The organism is Klebsiella sp. 141203, assembly GCF_032601985.1.
Taxonomy (GTDB): domain Bacteria; phylum Pseudomonadota; class Gammaproteobacteria; order Enterobacterales; family Enterobacteriaceae; genus Klebsiella; species Klebsiella aerogenes.
Genome location: NZ_JAQIRL010000001.1, coordinates 924,346 through 942,433 on the forward strand (window position 1 = coordinate 924,346; position 18,088 = coordinate 942,433).

The following is an 18,088-nucleotide window of genomic DNA, read 5'->3' on the forward strand; positions in this document are numbered from 1 at the left end:
TAGACAATCAATCCACACTGATTAATTGTCGTCGTCGGCAACCGCTATGGGCTGAATATTCTTTCGCTAATTCGACTAACGCCGAGGCCGCGCTTTTTATGCGATAATTCTTCGACCATACCGCAGCATAATGCGCTACGGGTAACGCGTCCTCGACAGGAATAGTAATAAATTGATTAGAGCCAAATGGTGCGGTCATATCACAAGGAATAACCGTCAGGAAATCAGCATTGAGAACAAGATTATAAATAGTAACGACAGAGTCTGTTTTAACGATGTTTTCATTGTTGATGCCGCTGCGTTGAAGCGTGGCGAGGAGTTCACTGTAGTAACCCATATTGGTTTGCGGCAATACCCACTGTTCGTGTTGTAACGATGCCAGCGTGGCACTGCCGCTACGCGTTCGCGATTTGCTGGCCACCAGCACGAACTCTGATTCAAATAGCGGTTCGACATGTAGATCGTGCAGCTTCATTTCATCGCTCAGCGTGCCGATGGCGAAATCGAGACGGCCATCGCGGATCGCCGGCAGGAACGAAGAAAGCTGCGCTTCGTACATCGAGACCTGTGCTTTTGGAAATAACTTTTTGAATTTATGGATCATGTCCGACATAAAAGTGAAGCCGATCAGCGACGGGAAACCGAAAGAGACGTCAACGACGGTGCTGCAGGTCATACTGTGCATTTCGTTAACCATATTTTTCATTTCGCGGGTAATCGATTCCGACCAGCTCAACAGCACCTGTCCGGCTTCAGTCAACGTAACACCGGTATTTTTACGGACAATGAGCTCAGTGCCGAAATAGTCTTCAATATCATTAATTGTTTTACTGACTGCAGGTTGAGTTAATCCTAATTCTTTCGCTGCTGAACCAATCGAACCACTTCTGATCACCTCCTGGAATACAACCAGGTGCTGAGTTTTAGGGAGCGGAATAGTATTCATATTGGTTATCCACGTTAATGACTTTGTTGACGGCGGGAAGTGTATCAAATGATGATCCGCTGGTTGTGTGAGACTACTCACAAAGCCCTTCCACCTATAATCAACCTTATCCATAAAACAAAATAAAACAATTAAAATCAATAACATAAAAGCAAAAACATGAAATTAAGCATGATTTTAGTCAAAGAAATATGAGGGGATAAAAAATATTTATGGGGATAAAAAAGGTTAATTTTTAAGCTAAAAATGAGCAGAAAAAGGGTAATTTTCAAGCAATAAAATGAGGTATTTCACATTATTTTCTGATTAAACCTCAGGTGTAAACAATCAAATAAAATGAGAAAACTGTATTTATTTCGATTCATTACGGGATGAGGTCACAATTTTTCACGTTATTTGTATGTAAAGATATGTTTCATTAATTTAATTGAAAACAAAAACAAACAATAACCCATCATTTTAAACATTATTTTAACTTCATTTTTTGGCTATTTTATAGCAGGTAATTCCTTGATTAAAATCAATGTCGATTTTTCATCTAACCACAGAGCTACTAAATAGTGATTTGTGCTAATCATCACAAATCAGGAAAACTCATCAAGCATGTGCCGCAGATAACGCCAACCGGTTAGCGCGCTAACCACCGCGCAGATTGCCAGCGTGATACCCAACGATTCCCCCCACCCCACAAATGCCAGCCCCAAGCCGATAATCAAATAATAGGCCAGGCCAAAAAGCGCGCCGGCGCTACCACGACATTCGGCGTAGTCGCTAAGCGCCGTACCCAACACCACGGGGATCGCCATGGCATATGCCGCCGCCACCCCCATCATCGGCAGTAAAAAGAACAATGAATGCGTTAACAGGCCGACGCCTGCGCTGGAGAGCAGTAACAGCAGACCGGCACAGATAAAAATGTGCCGCTGAGCGGCTCCACGTCGTAGCAACAGACGATTCCCCTGCGCGCCGGCTAACGCCCCTGCCGCCAGCGCCATACCGCTATAGCCAAAAGCCTGCGCATCCAGTCCCTGCCGGGCAAAAAGGAAAGGTCCCTGGCTGTAATAGCTGAACAAACCGATATTCAATACCGCAACTAACACTACCGCTAAACGGATTTTCGCATCCGCCAGCATGCGCAGCATTAACGGCCAGAGCGTCTGATCCCCTGTTCGCGGCGGCCGGGTTTCAGGCATTACCACTGCGCACAGCAGCAATAATGCCGCCGCCAGCAGCGCCAACGCCCCGAAGACGCCATACATTCCCCACCACCCCGCCAGTACGCCGCCAAGATAAACGCCAATGGCCGGGCTGATAGCCAGCGCCATGCCGACGAAGGAAAAGATGGCCGCCAACTGCCGGCCATCAAACGCATCGCGCAATACCGTTTGCCCAACCACCGACCCGATAGCCGCGCCGAAAGCCGCTACGATGCGAGCCGCCAGCAGCACGCTAAAATTTGGCGCCGCCAGCGCCAGCATACAGCCTGCGGTATACACCGCCAGACCGAGCAATAACGCCGGCCGCCGTCCACGCCGGTCGCTGAACCAGCCCCAGAACAGCACGCCGATGGCAAAGCCGATGAAATAGACCGCCAGCGTCTGCGCCGCATCGGCGGCGCTAACGGAAAAATGTGCGCTGATATCAGTCAGCGCCGGGCTATAGATGGTTTCCGCGATTTGCGGAAACATGAGTAGTGCGGTAACCAGCGCCATCGCCGAACGACTTAACATATCCACCTCCCTTATCAGAGGCGCCATTGTAGGGAGCGGTATAATCGGCGATTATAAATATAATGACTTTTAACATCGAGAATCAGACATCATGGCATGGCTCAGCGCGGATGCATCCTTTGACCCTGATACGCTCAATACGCCGCTGATTGGCGTGCAAGCGACCCTTAACGGCGATCATGACGATGGTCTGCATCATCATCAAATGGGGCAGATGCTATTTACCCGTCAGGGTTGTATCCGGCTGACGTTAAACGATGGCGCGCTATTGTGTATGTTGCCGCCAACCCGCGCGGCGTGGATCCCCGCAGGCGTCACCCACCGCGCCGAAATGCAGTACATCGTTGATTACCGTTCGGTGTGGTTCGCCACTACCTCATACCCGCAGCTGCCCCGTCAGCCTGCGATTCTCAACGTTACGCCGCTGCTGCGCGAGTTGCTCGAACGCATTAGCGCCAGCCCGTGGGATACCGACTGGCGACAGAGCCCGGCCCGGCATCTGGCGGCGCTCTGCGTGGCGGAAATCGGCGCGGCAAAACAGGAACCGATGATGCTAACGCTGCCGCAGGATAAACGCCTGCGTCATCTCAACGGCAATGCGCAACCACCGCTACTTCAGCAACTGGCTGCGCAATGCGGCGCCGGAGAAAAGACCATCAGCCGCCTGTTTCAGCGCGAAACCGGCATGTCATATCAACAATGGCGCCAACAGTGGCGGCTAATGAAAGCTGTAGAATTGCTGTCTTGCGGCCAGCGCATCACGGATGTCGCCCAGGCGCTGGAGTTTGCCAGCGATAGCGCCTTTATCTACTTCTTCCGTACCCAGACCGGCAAAACGCCGGGACAATACTTCACCAGGTAAATATTCTGTTTTCGGCCAAAATGTTAACTCCAACACGCGAAGCGGCCGATATTCGGCTAAGGTTTTCTGATGGCCGTTCGCAGTGGCGCGAAGTCAGCAAAACGCAAAATGGAGAATTATCGATGACGAGATCGGTTCTACGTCGCCCGGAAACCCTGACATACCTCATTCAACTGGCGCTGGGAGGCGCAATGTTAAGCCTGGCGACATTTGCCGTTCAGGCTGATGAAAACCCCGCCCCGGTGCCGCAATCGCCTGATGAACTTTTAGGCCCGCTATTTAACGACGTGCAAAGCGCGAAACTCTTCGCTGACCAAAAAACCTTCGCCGATGCGGTACCGAATAGCGATCCGCTAACGATCCTTGCCGACTATCGGATGCAAAAAAGCCAGGCCAGCTTCGATCTGCGCCATTTCGTCGAGATCAACTTCACCCTGCCGCGTGATAACGATCAATACGTGCCGCCGAAAGGGCAAACATTGCGTCAACACATCGATGGGCTATGGCCGGTATTAACCCGCAGCACCGTCGAGGTAGAAAAATGGGATTCGCTGCTGCCGCTGCCGAAACCTTATGTGGTGCCCGGTGGACGCTTCCGCGAAGTCTATTACTGGGACAGCTATTTCACCATGCTGGGTCTCGCCGAAAGCGGGCACTGGGATAAAGTGGAAGACATGGTGGCCAACTTCGCCGCCGAAATAGACCGTTGGGGCCATATTCCAAACGGCAACCGCAGCTACTACCTGAGTCGTTCGCAGCCGCCGTTCTTCTCCTTTATGGTTGAGCTGCTGGCCAGCCACGATGGCGATCGGGCGCTAAAGACCTGGCTGCCGCAGATGGAAAAAGAGTATCGCTACTGGATGGAAGGCGCCGAGGCGCTGACGCCCGGCAACGCCAATAAACGCGTGGTGCGTCTGGAAGATGGCGCGCTGCTTAACCGCTACTGGGATGATAACGATACGCCTCGCCCGGAATCCTGGCTGGACGATGTTACCACCGCCAAAAACAATCCTAACCGCCCGGCCACCGAAATCTATCGCGACCTACGTTCCGCCGCGGCCTCTGGATGGGACTTCAGTTCTCGCTGGATGGATAATCCGCAGCAATTGGGGACTATCCGCACCACCAGCATCATTCCGGTCGATCTCAATGCGCTGATGTTCCACATGGAGAAAACCATCGCCCGCGCCAGTAAGGCCGCTGGCGACAGCGCCAAAGCCGGGCAGTACGATGCGTTAGCGAACGCCCGCCAGAAAGCGCTGGAAAAATATCTGTGGAACGATAAAGAAGGCTGGTATGCCGATTACGATCTGAAGAGCCATAAAGTCCGGAATCAGCTGACCGCCGCGGCGCTGTTCCCGCTGTACGTCAAAGCGGCCTCCAGCGAACGCGCCGCGAAAGTCGCCGCGGCGGCGGAAAGCCGCCTGCTGAAGCCTGGCGGACTCACCACCACCACGGTCAATAGCGGCCAGCAATGGGACGCGCCAAACGGCTGGGCCCCGCTGCAGTGGGTAGCGGTGGAGGGTCTGCAGAACTACGGTCAGAAAAAAGTGGCCATGGAGGTCACCTGGCGCTTCCTCAGCAACGTACAGCACACCTATGACAGCAAGCAGAAGCTGGTAGAGAAATATGACGTGAGTTCAACGGGTACCGGCGGCGGCGGCGGAGAGTATCCCCTGCAGGACGGCTTTGGCTGGACCAATGGCGTGACGTTGAAAATGCTCGACCTGCTTTGCCCGCAGGAAAAACCATGTGATGCCCTGCCGGCGACCCGTCCGACGCCGGCAGAAAGCGCTGCCGGTAAGCAGCCAGCCGCGAACGATGCCGTGGCGGCTCTGGAGAAAAAAGCCCAATAATCCCCTGCGCGCGGCGATATCTTCGCCGCGCTATTACCATCGACATCACCCCATCATCCGCTCGACAGCCAGCAAAATGTCTTCTTGCTCTGAGGAGGACTATTTTGCTTGATCATGCAAAAGCAAACGATAATAATTCGCATTATTTTTAACGAAAAAGCATTTCGTTTATTTCCGCGGCGGCGCACAGGAGTGCCAGACCGCGCTATTCAGGATTATGGCATGATCTCCTCTGTTGACTTCAAACGCTCCGCGCTGGTATGCGCCCTCGCGGCCGCCTTCCCTCTCGCCGCGCAGGCGGAAGATACTCTAATCGTTACCGCAAAGCCTGACGACTCCGCCAGCGCGCAGACTCAAGGCTATAGCGCCAAAACGTCAACCGGCGCCACGAAAACCGATCAGCCGTTGATAACTACCGCCCAGTCGGTATCGGTGATCACCCGCCAGCAAATCGCCGATCAGGGCGCCAATACCGTAAGCCAGGCGCTACAGTATACGCCGGGGGTTTATTCCAGTTTTGGCGGCGGCGCGACGCGCTTTGATACTATCTCGCTGCGCGGCTACCACGGCGGCGATGTCGATAACCTGTTCCTTGACGGCATGCGCCTGATGAGCGACGGCGGCAGCCATAACGTACTGCAGATCGACCCATGGTTTATTGAGCGCGTCGACGTCATCCGTGGCCCCTCTTCCGCCCTTTACGGCCAGAGTGTGCCGGGCGGGGTGGTCAATTTGACCTCCAAACGGCCGCAGTTCAGCCAGCAGGGTCACTTCCGCCTGACCGGTGGTACGCAAAATACTAAGGGCGCGGCTTTTGACTATACCAACGCTATCAATGACCAGTGGGCCTGGCGGCTCATCGGCATGACCCGCAGCAGCGATACGCAGTATGACCATACCCGCGAAGAGCGCTACGCGATTTCGCCTTCCTTGCTGTGGCAACCGGATAGCGATACTTCGCTGCTGTTGCGCGCCTACCTGCAAAAAGATCCCTCCGGAGGCTACCACGGCTCTCTGCCGCTGGATGGCACCCGTTACGCGCACAACGGCCGTAAACTTTCACCCAGCACTAATGAAGGCGATCCGGGTGATGGCTACCAGCGCCGCGAACAGATCTACAGCTACGAGTTCAATCACCAGTTTAGCGATGTCTGGTCGGCCTACTCCGCGGGCAGCTATACCCATACGAATGTCTCGCTGGATCAGGTTTATCAGGTTGGCTGGGTAGGTGACAGCGACATGCTTTCCCGCGGCTACAGCGGTTCCCGCGGGTCGCTGGACGCCTGGTCAACCGATAACCGCCTGCGCGCCGATTTCGCCACCGGTGAACTGGCGCATACGCTGATCCTCGGCGCTGAGTATCATCGCTTCCGCAACGATTTGTGGACCGGCGCTGGCGGCGCGGCGCCGCTCAATCCGTTTACCGGCTATACGCCGCAAACCGGGCATACCATCACCTACAGCGATAATAATAATCGCCGTTATTACCAGACCGGGCTTTATCTGCAGGATGAAATGGTGTGGAACCGCTGGCATCTTGATGTTTCCGGGCGCTACGACCGCATCGTTTCACAGCAGGTAAGCGACACCTCAGGCACGTCAAACCGCCGCTCCGACGATCACATCAGCGGCCGCGCCTCGCTGCTGTACGCGCTCGATAACGGTCTTTCGCCCTACTTAAGCTACAGCCAGGCGATTACCCCGGCGATGCTGCCGGGCGCCGACGGCACGTTATTAAAACCCACCACCGCCGAACAGGTGGAAGCCGGCCTGAAATTCCAGCCGCCGGGCAGCAGCGATTTGTATAGCATCGCGATTTACGACTTGATGCAAAAGGATGTCGCCACCCGCGATCCGAACATCGCCACCGCCACCTATATTCCCGCCGGAAAAGTGCATTCGCAGGGCGTAGAGCTGGAAGCGCATAATCAAATTACACCGCAATTGAGCACTATTGCCTCTTATACCTGGAATCGCCTGCGCTTCCAGGACACGAAAGACGGCACCGATAGTAATACGCCGCAGCTGTCGCCAGATCAGATGGCCTCGTTCTGGGCGCGCTATCAATTGCCGGCGGGCATTACCCTTGGCGCGGGCGTGCGCTATATCGGTAAGCAGTGGGCCGATGACGCCAATACCGAACGTTTACCTTCGGTCACCCTGATAGATGCGATGGCGCGCGCCGACCTCGGAGCGTGGTCGACAGCGATGAAAGGCGCCTACATTCAGGTTAACGCGAATAATATCGGCGATCGTGAATATCTTTCCGGCTGCTACGGCACCGGCAACTGTTACTGGGGGGCTGAACGCAGCGTCACGGCTACCTTAGGTTACGATTTCTGACAACGTTGCCTCCGGGAACATCCCGGAGGCAACGCAAGGTGAGGAATTACATCGCGTCCAGCGCTTTCTGCAGTTTCCAGATATAGCGCGGCGCCTGTGGGGCTGGATGCTTTTTCGCCACGTGTTCAAAGAACTCATCGGCATCGAGATCGTTAATCTCGTCGATGGCGTCCTGGCGATTCGACGAGAAGGTGCGCAGCAGCGCGCCCGCGCCGTTGGCATAAGAGACCACGACCGCATAGCGCATCACCTGCGGGTCCTTAATTCCCGCCAGCGGGCCGTTTTCCAGAATGCTCAGGTAAGCGGCGCCCATCGAGATATTGCGTTCCGGATTCTTCAGCTCGCTTACCGAAGGCTGGCCACGCCAGCCCATCCGTTGATAGACATCGCGCCCGGAGGTCGACGGCTTCAACTGCATCAGCCCTACCGCGCCGGATTTACTGACCACCGAGGGATTACCGCCGGACTCAATCGCGATGATCGCCGTTATCAGCTGCGGGTCTACTCCCCACGCGGCGCCGGCTTTTTCGCTAATCGGCATCCACTGCATCGACCGCTTCACCGGGACTTCCGGGTTCCACGGCGGATTGGTGTAATCGTGCTTTGAGCTACAACCGGCCAACAATACAAATAAAAAAACAAACCATCTCAATTTCACACATCTATCCTTATTGGCTGAAGTTTGCCGCACGGAGATGACAATAAACGTTCCAGGCGGCATGATAACCCTTTCATTCTTTGCAAGGAATTGCCATGTCTCAGTTTTATCTGGTCGCCCCTTCCGGTTACTGTATCAATCAACAGGCTGCGGCCCTTGGCGTGGCCCGTCTGCAGGAGGCCGGTCATCAGGTACTGAACCAACAGGCGATCTCCCGTCGACAGCAGCGTTTCGCCGGCAGCGACAGCGAACGCCTGGCCGATATTAACCAACTTGCGGCCCTTAAGGGAAAAAACCGCATCGTGCTGGCGGTGCGCGGCGGCTATGGCGCCACCCGGTTACTATCGCATATCGACTGGCAGGCCTTGTCCGCGCGCCAGCGTCAGGATCCGCTGCTTATCTGCGGCCACAGTGATTTCACCGCCATCCAGATGGGACTGTTGGCTAAAGCCAACGCTATCAGCTTCAGCGGGCCGATGTTAGCGGGCAATTTCGGCGCAGCAACCCTGAATGCGTTTACTGAACATCACTTCTGGCAGGCGCTGCGCGAACCGGAGTTTACCCTCGAATGGCAAAGCGATGGCCCGGCCTGCCGCGCCGAAGGCACCCTGTGGGGCGGCAATCTGGCGATGGTCACGTCGCTCATCGGCACGCCGTGGCTACCGCAGATTGATGGCGGTATTCTGGTGCTTGAGGATATCAACGAACACCCGTTCCGCGTGGAGCGTATGCTGCTACAGTTGCTCAACAGCGGGATCCTTGCCCGCCAACGGGCCATTGTGCTCGGCAGCTTTACCGGCGCGCAGCCCAACGACTACGACGACGGTTACGATCTACCCACCGTCTACGCGTGGCTACGTCAGCAACTCGCCATCCCGCTGCTGACCGGACTCGAATTCGGTCATGAACAGCGCACCGTGACTTTGCCTCTCGGCGCACAGGCACGGCTGGTCAACAACGCCTCTGTCGCAACGTTAACGATAAGCGGCCATCCGGTGCTGGCGGAATAAAAATTCCTCTCCGCGAGTATCCTGAAAACGCGCGGATTGTTAAAATGGTGTAATTTTCACCCCTTCACGCTGACAAGGAGTACGTGAACATTGGACGCCGCTGCGGTCATTAGTCTGTTTATCCTGGGTTCTGTTTTAGTAACCTGCAGTATTTTATTGAGTTCTTTCTCCTCGCGCCTCGGCATCCCGATTCTGGTTATCTTCCTCGCCATCGGTATGCTGGCAGGCGTTGACGGTATCGGCGGCATTCCTTTCGATAACTATCCTTTCGCCTATATGGTGAGTAACCTCGCGCTGGCGGTGATCCTGCTGGACGGCGGGATGCGCACCCAGGCCAGTTCGTTTCGCGTCGCGCTCTGGCCCGCGCTGTCGCTGGCGACGGTCGGCGTGCTGATTACCTCCGCCCTCACCGGAATGATGGCGGCATGGCTGTTCAAGCTCGATTTAATCGAAGGGCTGCTGATTGGCGCCATCGTCGGCTCCACCGATGCGGCGGCGGTGTTCTCGCTGCTCGGCGGTAAAGGGCTTAACGAGCGCGTAGGCTCGACCCTCGAAATTGAATCCGGCAGTAACGACCCGATGGCGGTATTCCTCACCATTACCCTGATTGAGATGATCCAACAGCACGAAGCAGGACTGAGCTGGATGTTTGTGGTGCATATCATTCAACAGTTTGGCCTGGGCATCGCTATTGGTCTCGGCGGCGGTTATCTGCTGCTGCAGATGATTAATCGCATCGTCCTGCCTACTGGGCTCTATCCCCTGCTGGCGCTAAGCGGCGGGATCATGATTTTCGCCGTCACCACCTCCCTGAATGGGAGCGGTATCCTCGCGGTCTATCTCTGCGGTTTCCTGCTCGGTAATAAACCTATTCGCAACCGCCACGGCATTCTGCAAAACTTTGACGGCCTGGCGTGGCTGGCGCAAATCGCCATGTTCCTCGTCCTCGGCCTGCTGGTGACGCCGTCCGACCTGTGGCCGATAGCGATTCCGGCGCTACTGCTGTCTATGTGGATGATCTTCATCGCGCGTCCGCTGTCGGTATTCGCCGGCCTGCTGCCGTTCCGCGGTTTTAATCTGCGCGAGCGGGTGTTTATCAGCTGGGTCGGATTGCGCGGCGCGGTGCCGATTATCCTCGCCGTTTTCCCGATGATGGCCGGGCTTGAGAACGCGCGGCTGTTCTTTAACGTCGCCTTCTTCGTGGTGCTGATTTCACTGCTATTACAGGGAACCTCACTGTCCTGGGCGGCGAAAAAAGCGAAGGTCGTGGTACCGCCGGTCGGCTGGCCTATCTCTCGCGTCGGTTTGGATATCCATCCGGAAAATCCGTGGGAGCAATTTGTGTACCAGTTGGGTGATGATAAATGGTGCGTTGGCGCAGCGTTGCGCGATCTCCACATGCCGCCGGAGACGCGTATCGCCGCACTCTTCCGCGACAACGTACTGCTGCATCCTACCGGCAGCACGCGGCTGATGGATGGCGATATTCTTTGCGTTATCGGCCGCGAGCGCGATCTGCCGGCGCTGGGTAAAATGTTCAGCCAGTCGCCGCCGGTCTCGCTCGATCAGCGGTTCTTTGGCGACTTCATCCTTGATGCGGAAGCTAAATTCGCCGATGTGGCGCAGATTTATGGCCTCGACGGCGGTGAAGAGTTTCGCGAGCATCAGCAGTCGCTGGGCGATGTGATTCAGCAGCTGTTGGGCGCCGCGCCGGTCGTCGGCGATCAGGTGGAGTTTGCCGGTATGGTGTGGACGGTCGCCGAAAAAGAGGACGACCACGTACTGAAGGTGGGTGTGCGGGTCGCGGAAGATGAGGCGGAGTGACCCGCCTCACACAAAGTTACACTGTCACTACCGGCACACGCGGCGCCAGGGCGCACATTAATTCATAACCGACGGTGCCGCTGGCCGCAGCGACATCGTCAATCTTAATCTCCTGTCCCCATAACTCGACCGGCGCGCCAATACCCGCATGCGGGCAAGGCGTCAGATCTACCGCCAACATATCCATCGAAACACGCCCGACGGTGGTGGTGCGTACGCCGTCGACCAGCACCGGCGTGCCGCTCGGGGCGACGCGCGGATAGCCGTCGGCATAACCGCAGGCGACAATGCCGATGCGCTGCTCGCCGGATGCCTGATATAGCCCACCATAGCCCACCCGTTCGCCGCTTTTCAGCGTCTGTACGGCAATCACTTCACTGCTGAGGGTCATCGCCGCTTTCAAGCCGCTATTGGCAATATCTCGCCACTGACCCGACGGCGATGCGCCATACAGCACAATTCCCGGACGCACCCAATCAAAGTGCGCTTCCGGATGCCACAGCGTTGCCGCTGAGTTCGACAACGAACGCGGGCAGTCCAGCCCCTCCGCCGCCTGCTCGATACGGCGCATGGGCTCCACGATGCCCTCCGGGTTTTCCGCATCAGCGAAATGCGACATCAGCGTCATTTCACCGACGTTGGCGAGCGATCGCAGCTGTTGCCAGACGGTATGCACTCGCTCGGGCATAAAGCCCAGCCTATTCATACCGCCATTCACTTTAAGATAGATATCCAGCGGCGCATGCAGTTTAGCCTGCTGCAGGGCTTTAATTTGCCAGTTGCTGTGTACGCTGGTGGTCAGACGATACTTATCAAGCAGCGCCAGTTCATCGGCGTGAAAGAACCCTTCCAGCAGTAGAATCGGTCCTTTCCAGCCCTTTTCCCGCAGCAAGATTGCCTCTTCGAGATTGAGCAATGCGTATCCATCTGCGGCGTTTAGCGCCTGCCACATCCGCGCCAGGCCGTGGCCATAGGCATTCGCCTTGACCACCGCCCAAACGCGTGCCCCAGGGGCGGCGCGGCGAACAATCTGTAAATTCTGACGTAAAGCCGACAGATCAATGCTGGCTTTTACCGGACGAGACATGGAGGCTCCTTAGTTATGCACGCCGTGCAGATGCTGAGCGCGAGCCGGCGTAAAGCCCGGGCTGTAACGCGCCACGGCCAGATCATCATAAGGGATCGCCGGCGTACGTCCGGAGATCAGGTCGCTCAGAAGCTGCCCGGACCCGCAGGCCATGGTCCAGCCCAGCGTACCGTGCCCGGTGTTCAGCCACAGGTTTTTGTACGGCGTACGGCCAACCACTGGCGTACCATCCGGCGTCATCGGCCGCAGGCCGGTCCAGAAGGTGGCCTGCTCAACGTAGCCGCCGCGCGGGAACAGATCGCGAACCACCATCTCCAGCGTCTCGCGGCGCGGCTTCAGCAGCTCTTTATTAAAGCCGACAATTTCCGCCATCCCGCCAACGCGAATACGCTTATCGAAACGGGTAATCGCGATTTTGTAAGTCTCATCAAGGATAGTCGATACCGGCGCGCCGCTCTCTTCGGCAATCGGAATAGTCAACGAGTAGCCTTTCAGCGGATAGACCGGGATATCCACCAGCCCTTTGAGCATCGCGGTGGAGTAAGAACCAAACGCCATCACGTAGGCGTCGCCCTTAATAATTTCCTCGCCGCATTTCACACCGGCGATTTGATCGCCTTCGTAAAGCAGCGCATCGACGGAGGTATTAAAGCGGAAAGTCACCCCTGCCGCCTCGGCCATCGCCGCCAGACGGGTGGTGAAGAGTTGGCAATCGCCGGTTTCATCGTTTGGCAGGCGCAGGCCGCCGGTCAGTTTATGACTGACTTCCGCCAGCGCCGGTTCAACTTCCAGCAGGCGGTTGGCTTCCAGCAGTTGATACGGCACGCCGGCCTCTTCCAGCACGGCGATATCACGAGTGGCGTTCTCATACTGTTTTTCGGTGCGGAAAAGCTGCAGGGTGCCCCCCTGGCGGCCTTCATACTGGATACCGGTGGTTTCACGCAGCGCTTTCAGGCAATCGCGGCTATATTCCGCCAGGCGCACCATACGCCCTTTGTTTTCCATATAGTGGCGGGTATCGCAGTTACGCAGCATCTGCCACATCCACTTGAGCTGGAACTGCGTGCCGTCAAGGCCAATCGCCAATGGCGCATGGCGCTGGAACATCCATTTAATCGCCTTCAGCGGCACGCCCGGCGCCGCCCACGGCGCCGCGTAGCCGGGAGAGATCTGCCCGGCGTTGGCGGCGCTGGTTTCTTCAGCGGGCCCTGGCTGACGGTCGATAACTGTCACCTCATGTCCCGCCTGGCTTAAATACCAGGCGCTCGCTACCCCAACCACCCCACTTCCCAGTATGACGACTCGCATAGCCACTCCGTAATAGTTAAAGAACAATCATCTAATTACAAATTGATAACCCAGATGAAAATATTATTCAACATACGCTTTATTTATGGTGACTTATCTCACACCAAACCGCACCAGCACTGACACCAGAGATTTACGATCTCGTGCTGCGCTTTATTTTTCCTCAGCATAAAATGCTAAGTAAATGTTAAATCCAGGCCTTTAGGATTGCGAAATCGCGAAGAAAAGAAATTACCCGCAGACGCAGTTTGTTATGGCGTGTTCTATGCTTGATAAGAGGTTCTCCACAAAGAGAGAACCACCAACAACGAGGGCGCGCTAATGGCTACGATTGATTCCATGAACAGGGACACCACCCGGTTAAGCGATGGACCCGACTGGACTTTTGAATTGCTGGAAACCTATCTCGCCGAGGTCGATCGGGTGGCGAAACTGTATCGTCTCGATACCTATCCGCATCAAATCGAGGTGATCACCTCCGAACAGATGATGGACGCCTATTCCAGCGTCGGGATGCCGATCAATTATCCGCACTGGTCGTTCGGCAAAAAATTTATCGAAACCGAGCAGGCGTATAAACACGGCCAGCAAGGTCTGGCCTATGAGATAGTCATTAACTCCAACCCTTGTATCGCTTATTTAATGGAGGAGAACACGATTACCATGCAGGCGCTGGTGATGGCGCACGCCTGTTATGGGCATAACTCCTTCTTTAAAAACAACTATCTGTTCCGCAGTTGGACCGATGCCAGCTCAATCATCGACTACCTTATATTCGCGCGTAAATACATTACCGAATGTGAAGAGCGCTACGGCGTCGATGAAGTCGAAAAATTGCTCGACTCCTGCCATGCGCTGATGAACTACGGCGTCGACCGCTACAAACGTCCGCAGAAAATTTCGCTGCAGGAGGAGAAGGCACGGCAGAAAAGCCGAGAAGAGTATCTGCAAAGCCAGGTGAACATGCTGTGGCGCACCCTGCCAAAACGGGAAGAGGAAAAAGCCATCGAGGCAAGCCGCCGCTATCCTTCCGAACCGCAGGAGAACCTGCTGTACTTTATGGAGAAGAACGCGCCGCTGCTTGAGTCGTGGCAGCGCGAGATCCTGCGTATCGTTCGTAAAGTCAGCCAGTATTTTTATCCGCAAAAGCAGACTCAGGTTATGAACGAGGGCTGGGCGACGTTCTGGCACTACACCATCCTCAATCATCTGTATGATGAAGGAAAAGTAACTGAGCGCTTTATGCTGGAGTTCCTGCACAGCCACACCAACGTGGTGTTCCAGCCGCCCTACAACAGCCCGTGGTACAGCGGGATCAACCCCTACGCGCTGGGTTTCGCCATGTTCCAGGATATTAAGCGTATCTGCCAGTCGCCTACGGAAGAGGATCGCTACTGGTTCCCGGATATCGCCGGCTCCGATTGGCTGGAGACGCTGCATTTCGCCATGCGCGATTTTAAAGATGAGAGCTTTATCAGCCAGTTCTTGTCGCCGAAGGTGATGCGCGATTTCCGCTTATTCACGGTACTCGATGACGACCACAACAATTACCTGGAAATTTCCGCCATTCATAATGAGGAAGGTTATCGGGAAATTCGTTCTAAGCTGTCGGCGCAGTACAACCTCAGCAACCTCGAGCCGAATATTCAGGTCTGGAACGTTGACCTGCGCGGCGATCGTTCGCTGACGCTGCGCTATGTGCCGCATAACCGCGTGCCGCTGGATAAGAGCCGCCGCGAAGTGCTCAAACACGTTCACCGCCTGTGGGGCTTTGACGTGATCCTTGAACAACAGAATGCCGACGGCAGCGTTGAGCTTTTGGATCGCACGCCGCCGCGGCAGAACGCGCTGTAAGGCTGAAAAAAATGCCCGGATTATCCGGGCATTTTTTATATTATGGGCCGTGCTTAGCGCATATTGATGGCTAAATCGCCGGGCAGCGTTTTTTGCATCCGGTGCCAGATCTCGCCGCTGTTGTGGCCATAGGCACGGACGATTTCGTACACTTTATCGTGCTGACTCTCTTCACACACTTTCGCCAACTGGTGATAGAAGCCCAGCGCCAGGCTCCGCGCTTCCGGGTTAGCAAAATAGTGACGGCCGATGCGGGTATATAGCCCCTTCATGCCGTTGAGGATCAGACCGTAGATCGGGTTGCCGGAGGCAAACGCCAGACCACGGAAGATGTTGTAGTCCAGTTCGGCGAAAGCATCGGCATGATCTTCAACTTCACGCGCGGTAGCCAGTACCTCCAGCGCTTTGTCCGGGTGCTGGCGGAAGGCGGTACGAATAAAAATCGTTGAGATATTGGTACGCACCGACAGCAAGTTATCAATCAGCTGCGGCACGCTATCGTGGTCGAGGCGCGCCAGCGTCTCAAGGATATTCAGTCCGGAGGTTTCCCAGAAGTTGTTCACTTTCGTCGGTTTACCGTGCTGGATAGTCAACCAGCCATCACGGGCCAGACGTTGCAACACTTCGCGCAGAGTGGTTCGGGTCACACCAATCAGTTCAGAAAGTTCACGTTCAGCAGGGAGAATGGATCCAGGCGGGAAACGGTTATTCCAGATACTTTCAATGATGTACTCTTCCGCGAAACCCGCAGGGCTTTGCGCCTTAATGACCATAGTAAGATTTCCATTACACAGCGTTGCAATTTGCACTCATCATACCAGAGCAGCCATACGCCAGATAGCATCTGAAAGTAATTAAAAGGGGATCGCCGTTTCATTTTCAGCTTTTGCTTAACGCCTTCCATTACCTGTAATGCGCCGCGAAGAAAGTTGCTTCCCTTTTTGCTCAACTGGTAATCTTGCAATAGTTACGCATAAAATCATATTGTTTGACGGAAGGACCTCTGTCGTGGAAATGTCTTATGGCCGCGCCCTGTGGCGCAATTTTCTTGGCCAGTCGCCAGACTGGTACAAGCTTCTCCTGATTATCTTCCTGGTGGTTAACCCGCTGGCGTTTTATCTTCAACCGTTTGTTGCCGGTTGGCTGTTAGTGGTGGAGTTTATCTTTACCCTGGCGATGGCGCTCAAATGCTACCCTCTTCTACCAGGCGGCCTGCTGGCGATAGAAGCGGTGGTGATCGGTATGACCAGCCCCGAACATATTCGCGAAGAAATAGCCAATAATCTCGAAGTCCTGCTGCTGCTGATGTTTATGGTGGCCGGGATCTATTTCATGAAGCAGCTCTTGCTGTTTATTTTTACCCGCCTTTTGCTGGGGATCCGCAGCAAGATGCTGCTGTCGCTGGCCTTCTGCGTTGCCGCCGCTTTTCTCTCCGCCTTCCTCGACGCGCTCACCGTCGTGGCGGTAGTCATTAGCGTGGCGGTCGGTTTCTATGGTATCTATCATCGCGTCGCCTCCGCGCGCCCTGATGATAACGACATGCTTGATGACAGCCATATCGATCAGCATTACCGCGACGTGCTCGAACAGTTCCGCAGCTTTTTACGCAGCCTGATGATGCACGCCGGCGTCGGTACCGCGCTCGGCGGCGTGATGACCATGGTCGGCGAGCCGCAGAACCTGATTATCGCCAAAGCCGCCGGCTGGCACTTCGGCGAATTTTTCATTCGCATGTCGCCGGTCACGCTGCCGGTACTGGCTTGCGGCCTGTTGACCTGCCTGCTGCTGGAAAAATTCCGCCTGTTTGGCTACGGCGAGCCGCTGCCAGTCCCGGTACGCAAAGTCCTGCAGGATTTCGACGACCGTAGCCGCCAAAGCCGCAGCCGCCAGGATCGGATGCGCCTTATCGCTCAAGGGATCATCGGCGTGTGGCTGATTACCGCCCTCGCCCTGCATCTGGCGGAAGTTGGCCTGATTGGCCTCTCTGTCATTGTGCTGGCAACCACCTTCTCCGGTGTGACCGACGAACACGCCATCGGTAAAGCCTTTACCGAAGCGCTGCCATTTACCGCTCTGCTGACGGTCTTTTTCGCCATCGTGGCGGTGATTATCGATCAGCATCTGTTTGCTCCAGTGATTGAGTTCGTCCTGCAGGCATCGCCGCATGCCCAGCTATCGCTGTTCTATCTGTTTAACGGCCTGCTGTCGTCCATCTCCGATAACGTCTTTGTCGGTACGGTGTATATCAACGAAGCAAAAGCGGCGCTGGAACATGGCGTTATCAGCCTGCAGCAGTTTGAAATGCTGGCGGTCGCCATTAACACTGGTACCAACCTGCCTTCCGTCGCCACCCCCAACGGCCAGGCCGCGTTTCTGTTCCTGTTGACCTCGGCGCTGGCGCCGCTGATCCGCCTCTCTTATGGCAGAATGGTGTGGATGGCGCTGCCTTATACCATCGTGCTAACGCTGGTCGGCCTGCTGTGCGTCGAAACCCTGTTAATGCCGGCCACCCAGTGGATGCTCAGCCACGGCTGGTTGACCACGCCGATACTGCCGTAATTGCCCGGCCCGTTACCCGGGTTCGCCCGGGTAACGAATATTCATTTACGT

Annotated in this window: 13 protein-coding genes; 7 read left to right on the forward strand and 6 right to left on the reverse strand. The window is 55.6% G+C overall.

Going from position 1 to position 18,088, the window contains the following annotated elements:
• Positions 1 to 7: 7 nt before the first annotated feature.
• Both tdcA and PGR29_RS04510 read right to left on the reverse strand, forming a co-directional pair.
• A complete protein-coding gene (tdcA, locus tag PGR29_RS04505; protein ID WP_087860638.1) occupies positions 8 to 946 on the reverse strand; it encodes a transcriptional regulator TdcA in 939 nt (312 codons plus the stop codon).
• 584 nt (positions 947 to 1,530) lie between these two features.
• On the reverse strand, positions 1,531 to 2,676 hold the full coding sequence (locus PGR29_RS04510; RefSeq protein WP_316424133.1) for an MFS transporter: 1,146 nt from the start codon (positions 2,674 to 2,676) through the stop codon (positions 1,531 to 1,533).
• 91 nt (positions 2,677 to 2,767) lie between these two features.
• Here PGR29_RS04510 and PGR29_RS04515 point away from each other — a divergent pair, with 91 nt between their 5' ends.
• The 3 genes from PGR29_RS04515 to PGR29_RS04525 all read left to right on the forward strand — a co-directional run bounded on the left by PGR29_RS04515 (position 2,768) and on the right by PGR29_RS04525 (position 7,737).
• Positions 2,768 to 3,538 (forward strand): AraC family transcriptional regulator, encoded by a 771-nt coding sequence (locus PGR29_RS04515; RefSeq protein ID WP_308958632.1) that lies wholly within the window; start codon positions 2,768 to 2,770, stop codon positions 3,536 to 3,538.
• 122 nt (positions 3,539 to 3,660) lie between these two features.
• On the forward strand, positions 3,661 to 5,394 hold the full coding sequence (locus tag PGR29_RS04520; protein WP_316424135.1) for an alpha,alpha-trehalase: 1,734 nt from the start codon (positions 3,661 to 3,663) through the stop codon (positions 5,392 to 5,394).
• Between the two features lie 222 nt (positions 5,395 to 5,616).
• Positions 5,617 to 7,737, forward strand: coding sequence for a TonB-dependent siderophore receptor (locus PGR29_RS04525; protein ID WP_316424136.1), 2,121 nt, complete (start codon positions 5,617 to 5,619; stop codon positions 7,735 to 7,737).
• A gap of 46 nt (positions 7,738 to 7,783) precedes the next feature.
• Here PGR29_RS04525 and emtA read toward each other — a convergent pair whose 3' ends face one another.
• Entirely contained in the window at positions 7,784 to 8,395 is a 612-nt protein-coding gene (gene emtA, locus PGR29_RS04530; protein WP_015366071.1) for a membrane-bound lytic murein transglycosylase EmtA, read from the reverse strand.
• Between the two features lie 95 nt (positions 8,396 to 8,490).
• Between emtA and ldcA the strand changes: the two genes are divergently transcribed.
• Together ldcA and PGR29_RS04540 are read left to right on the forward strand one after the other, a co-directional pair.
• A complete protein-coding gene (gene ldcA / locus PGR29_RS04535; RefSeq protein WP_316424137.1) occupies positions 8,491 to 9,405 on the forward strand; it encodes a muramoyltetrapeptide carboxypeptidase in 915 nt (304 codons plus the stop codon).
• Positions 9,406 to 9,495: 90 nt separating this feature from the next.
• On the forward strand, positions 9,496 to 11,229 hold the full coding sequence (locus tag PGR29_RS04540) for a potassium/proton antiporter (protein WP_015366069.1): 1,734 nt from the start codon (positions 9,496 to 9,498) through the stop codon (positions 11,227 to 11,229).
• A 16-nt stretch (positions 11,230 to 11,245) separates the two neighbouring features.
• Here PGR29_RS04540 and dadX read toward each other — a convergent pair whose 3' ends face one another.
• A complete protein-coding gene (dadX, locus tag PGR29_RS04545; protein WP_316424138.1) occupies positions 11,246 to 12,316 on the reverse strand; it encodes a catabolic alanine racemase DadX in 1,071 nt (356 codons plus the stop codon).
• Between the two features lie 9 nt (positions 12,317 to 12,325).
• Positions 12,326 to 13,624, reverse strand: a complete 1,299-nt coding sequence (locus tag PGR29_RS04550; protein ID WP_087860629.1) for a D-amino acid dehydrogenase — start codon at positions 13,622 to 13,624, stop codon at positions 12,326 to 12,328.
• A 321-nt stretch (positions 13,625 to 13,945) separates the two neighbouring features.
• On the opposite strand from PGR29_RS04550, the gene PGR29_RS04555 reads away from it, so the two are divergent.
• Positions 13,946 to 15,478 carry a SpoVR family protein gene (locus tag PGR29_RS04555; protein ID WP_015705842.1) on the forward strand — a complete coding sequence of 511 codons (1,533 nt, stop codon included), beginning with the start codon at positions 13,946 to 13,948 and terminating at the stop codon, positions 15,476 to 15,478.
• Positions 15,479 to 15,531: 53 nt separating this feature from the next.
• Here PGR29_RS04555 and fadR read toward each other — a convergent pair whose 3' ends face one another.
• Entirely contained in the window at positions 15,532 to 16,251 is a 720-nt protein-coding gene (fadR, locus tag PGR29_RS04560) for a fatty acid metabolism transcriptional regulator FadR (RefSeq protein ID WP_045390428.1), read from the reverse strand.
• A gap of 235 nt (positions 16,252 to 16,486) precedes the next feature.
• On the opposite strand from fadR, the gene nhaB reads away from it, so the two are divergent.
• On the forward strand, positions 16,487 to 18,037 hold the full coding sequence (gene nhaB / locus PGR29_RS04565) for a sodium/proton antiporter NhaB (protein ID WP_087860628.1): 1,551 nt from the start codon (positions 16,487 to 16,489) through the stop codon (positions 18,035 to 18,037).
• The last annotated feature ends 51 nt before the right edge of the window (positions 18,038 to 18,088 follow it).

What these genes read in the sequence shown, in the direction of transcription:
- ldcA (WP_316424137.1), top strand. Translation starts at nt 8,491, where the DNA reads ATGTCTCAGTTTTATCTGGTCGCCCCTTCCGGTTACTGTATCAATCAA.
- fadR (WP_045390428.1), bottom strand. Translation starts at nt 16,251, where the DNA reads ATGGTCATTAAGGCGCAAAGCCCTGCGGGTTTCGCGGAAGAGTACATC.
- dadX (WP_316424138.1), bottom strand. Translation starts at nt 12,316, where the DNA reads ATGTCTCGTCCGGTAAAAGCCAGCATTGATCTGTCGGCTTTACGTCAG.
- PGR29_RS04550 (WP_087860629.1), bottom strand. Translation starts at nt 13,624, where the DNA reads ATGCGAGTCGTCATACTGGGAAGTGGGGTGGTTGGGGTAGCGAGCGCC.
- PGR29_RS04510 (WP_316424133.1), bottom strand. Translation starts at nt 2,676, where the DNA reads ATGTTAAGTCGTTCGGCGATGGCGCTGGTTACCGCACTACTCATGTTT.
- PGR29_RS04525 (WP_316424136.1), top strand. Translation starts at nt 5,617, where the DNA reads ATGATCTCCTCTGTTGACTTCAAACGCTCCGCGCTGGTATGCGCCCTC.
- PGR29_RS04555 (WP_015705842.1), top strand. Translation starts at nt 13,946, where the DNA reads ATGGCTACGATTGATTCCATGAACAGGGACACCACCCGGTTAAGCGAT.
- PGR29_RS04520 (WP_316424135.1), top strand. Translation starts at nt 3,661, where the DNA reads ATGACGAGATCGGTTCTACGTCGCCCGGAAACCCTGACATACCTCATT.
- PGR29_RS04515 (WP_308958632.1), top strand. Translation starts at nt 2,768, where the DNA reads ATGGCATGGCTCAGCGCGGATGCATCCTTTGACCCTGATACGCTCAAT.
- tdcA (WP_087860638.1), bottom strand. Translation starts at nt 946, where the DNA reads ATGAATACTATTCCGCTCCCTAAAACTCAGCACCTGGTTGTATTCCAG.